Source organism: Poseidonibacter sp., assembly GCF_041821165.1.
Classification (GTDB): domain Bacteria; phylum Campylobacterota; class Campylobacteria; order Campylobacterales; family Arcobacteraceae; genus Poseidonibacter.
Genome location: NZ_JBGUES010000215.1, coordinates 1 through 3,627 on the forward strand (window position 1 = coordinate 1; position 3,627 = coordinate 3,627).

At 22.7% G+C, this 3,627-nt stretch carries 4 protein-coding genes; 2 read left to right on the forward strand and 2 right to left on the reverse strand.

What is annotated here, in order from left to right; translation table 11 throughout:
- On the forward strand, positions 1 to 486 hold a 486-nt coding region (locus ACERKK_RS12200), incomplete at its 5' end, for an NFACT RNA binding domain-containing protein (RefSeq protein ID WP_373773350.1).
- 40 nt (positions 487 to 526) lie between these two features.
- On the opposite strand, the gene ACERKK_RS12205 is transcribed toward ACERKK_RS12200, so the two are convergent.
- On the reverse strand, positions 527 to 907 hold the full coding sequence (locus tag ACERKK_RS12205) for a hypothetical protein (protein WP_373773351.1): 381 nt from the start codon (positions 905 to 907) through the stop codon (positions 527 to 529).
- 121 nt (positions 908 to 1,028) lie between these two features.
- Positions 1,029 to 2,579 (reverse strand): DUF4105 domain-containing protein, encoded by a 1,551-nt coding sequence (locus tag ACERKK_RS12210; protein ID WP_373773352.1) that lies wholly within the window; start codon positions 2,577 to 2,579, stop codon positions 1,029 to 1,031.
- A 192-nt stretch (positions 2,580 to 2,771) separates the two neighbouring features.
- On the opposite strand from ACERKK_RS12210, the gene ACERKK_RS12215 reads away from it, so the two are divergent.
- On the forward strand, positions 2,772 to 3,140 hold the full coding sequence (locus ACERKK_RS12215; protein WP_373773353.1) for a PEGA domain-containing protein: 369 nt from the start codon (positions 2,772 to 2,774) through the stop codon (positions 3,138 to 3,140).
- The last annotated feature ends 487 nt before the right edge of the window (positions 3,141 to 3,627 follow it).

The following is a 3,627-nucleotide window of genomic DNA, read 5'->3' on the forward strand; positions in this document are numbered from 1 at the left end:
CAAAAAGCATTAAATATCTCATTAGAAAAAGATAATTTAGATGAAAAATTAGCTTATTTAAAAAGATTGATTAAAAGTATAGAAAATTCAAATACTATGGATGAATGTGAATTTTTATATCCAAAAAAAGATAGAAACCAAACAAAAACTAAAAAAGCACAAGCTTATGAGAGTTTCTTTTTTGAAGGTTATAAAATAATGTTAGGTACAAGTGAAAGAGAAAATCAATACTTACTGAAAAATTCAAAAGCAAGTGATTTTTGGTTCCATTTAAAAGATAGACCATCTTCTCATGTAATTGTTCAAAATTCTAAAAAAACAATCCCAGATTCTGTAATAGAACAAGCTGCTGTATTATGTGCAAAGTTTTCTGTTGATTTCGCAGGTGATTATGAAGTTGATTTCACTCAAAGAAGAAACGTAAAAATTCAATCAGGTTCTAATGTTTTATATAATCCTTATACTACTATCGGGATAAAGATATAAAAGAGTTTCATCCTATTAAAAATTAATAGGATGATGTGAATTATTTAAGTTTAACTAAATCACCTGAAACTTCTACACAGTTTTGACCAAATAAGAATGGTAAATACCAACTGCTCCAATCAATTCTTACATTTACTAGTAAATCACCATCTAAACCATTTTGATGACCATTTTCAATTGCATTATCCATAGCTCTTTGTATTCTATCATCACTATGTCCAACTGGAATAATAATAACAGTACTAATACAACTTTCACCTTGTGCTTTTACTTTTGTATTAGTTTCTAAATCATAATCAAGATTTCTTACATTTTGTGAACTCGCAGCAGTAAATTGACCAAGCCTTTGTGTACAACCTGATAATCCAAATATTAACGTTGCACTAATTGCACTTGTTAATAATATTTTTGATAATTTCATTTATTTCCTTTTATTTTAAAAAATGGATACTACTTAAAATAATTATAAAATCTAATAAATTAGTATGATAAAATCGTATTTTATTCTTAAATTATTTATAATAGATATTTTTTACACATTTTTAAAAATTATATTTAATAGAAAAAAGATATTTATTTTTATCTACACTTTTATCATTTATATAATTTACTGTATATAAAATATTATTGCTTTTAATACTTGTAAATATTTGATTTTCAAAATATTCATTTTTATCATATTGTTTAAAATAACTACTTGCACCAACTTTTACATTGTTTGATAAATATTTACTAAATCTTATAGACGGTTTTACATAAGGATTAATATTTTCTAATCCAATATTTAGAAGAAAAGAAAAATTTAAATTTTTATATAAATCAATAGTTCGTCCTATTCCAAATTCATTATTTAGTTTTAAATCGTTTTCTTTGTTTTCACGTGTTAATCCTGAATATATTGACCAACTTATTGGCTTATGAAAACTTGTTTGTATTGGCAAAGATTTTATATTTGCAAAATCTAAATTTTTCAATTTAATTGAATTATTTGATAATAATAAATTTAAAGACAAAGTTTTTATTTCAGATTCTTGCATATTATTTAATTGAATATCTTGTAAGTCTAAAAATAAAGGTCTATAATTTAATAATAAATAATTACTATTCTTGTTTTTATAATATCCTAAGCCATAATAAGATGCTTTTGTTCTATCTAGTGGATTAGGAGTTTTATCAATTATTTTAGTTGGAGTATATTTTTGTGTCATTATGTTTTCATAATTTTTGAATATTCTGTGAAATCTTCTAAAATTGAAAGTTGTATAATAAGATAATGCTTCTTTTATAATATTAGGTGTATCTGCAGAAATTTTATTATTTGTAAAAATCACATTATTAAATATTTTTTTCTCATAATCTGACATTTTATGAATAAGGTAATCTAATTTATTGCTAAGTGGTGTAAATTTACTAATGCTACTAACATTAGAAGAAAAAGTTTTAACAGTGTCAATTGGCAAAAAATATGTAGTTTGAGTTCTTTTCTTATTTGTTACAATATTTAATAAATCTGTTATTTGAGTTGAACAATTCCCATTTAAAAAGTAATATTTAAAAGTTGCTTTTCGTATTTCAAATAAATGGTATAACAATTTTAATATCTCATTTTCTGAAAAATCTAAAGTATATACATACATATGTCTTTGCTCTAATGTATTATATTCATAAATTTTTTTAAAGAATGGCTCCCTAATAAAATAGCCATTATATTTACCTTTAAAACCTTTGTAAGAATATTTTATAAAACCATCTGTTTTTGATGTTTTTGCAGCAAAATGTACAGTGTCACCAATCTCAATAGAGTCTAAATCATTGCTAAATAATAACATCGTATGCCCAAAGGCTGATGAAGGATTATTTGTATATTCAGAAGAAAATACAATGCTTACATGTTTTTTATTAAAACTCTTTATAAATAAATTTAATTCTTCACATTTATTTAAATTAAAATTTGGAATATCATAATTATTTTTTTTTAAGTAATTATATCTTGCTGGAAAATTACAAGCTATTTTTGCTAAGTGTTTACTATTTAATAAATTTATAGTTGATATTAATTCTTGTTTTGGTGATGGATTATTGTAAGGTGACAAAAAAAATTCACTTGATATTATCTGATTTTGATTATCATAATAATGAATAAGTTTCTCCCAGTCGTTACTGTATAATAATAAAAATGGATAAAATAGTAACAAAATAACTTTATTCAATTTTTAACCCCTTATTTAGATTATTATTTAATTATAAAAAAGTATAATATCTTAAATTTTTAAAAAAGGAATAAAATGAAAAAAATTTTATTATTAGTGATGTTATCTTTAACAATGTCATTTGGAAGTGCGACTATCTTTAAAGGTGGAAATCAATCTATTTCAATAAATAGTAACCCTGAAGGTGCAAAAGTTTATATTGATGGTCAATTAAGAGGAGTTACTCCTTTAGCTGTGAATTTAAGAAAAGGTTTATCTGGTAAAGAGTTGAGAGTTCAAAAAGAAGGTTACGCAACTTCAATTACAAATATGAGTAAATCTTATGATCCAGTTGCTCTATTAAATATTTTTTGGGATTTAAGTACAACAGACTTCTTAACAGGTTCAATGATGGAATATTCTCCAAATAATTATTATATTCAATTAGATAAAAAAGGGAACTGAGATTATAATAATAAATATTTGGACAAATATTTATTAAAAGATATTGATGCTTACATACTTGTAGAATATCAAAATTTAAAGCTAGAAGATATAAATAATGATAATAATAAAATTAAAAATTTGATATTTTTAATTAGAAGTGTTAATAAGAAATTTGATAGTAATTTCGAAGATATTATAAAAAAACATATAGATGAGTCTAACAATGCATTGGAACTCTTATCTAAAATAAAAAAAGAAATAATTGAATAATTTGTTAAAATTAACAATTAAACCAAAAGCCAAACTTTAGTATAATCTCATAATTTAATTATTAGAGGTTTACTAAATGGCAAATATAATAAAAGAGAGTTCTACTCGTATAAAAACAGGCGTTGTACTAATACTAGCAATGGTATTAATTGGATATATTGATTCATATTTTATTATGTGGTTATTATTTGGTACTATGTTAATGATATCTATTTCAGAATCTAAAAAACTATTT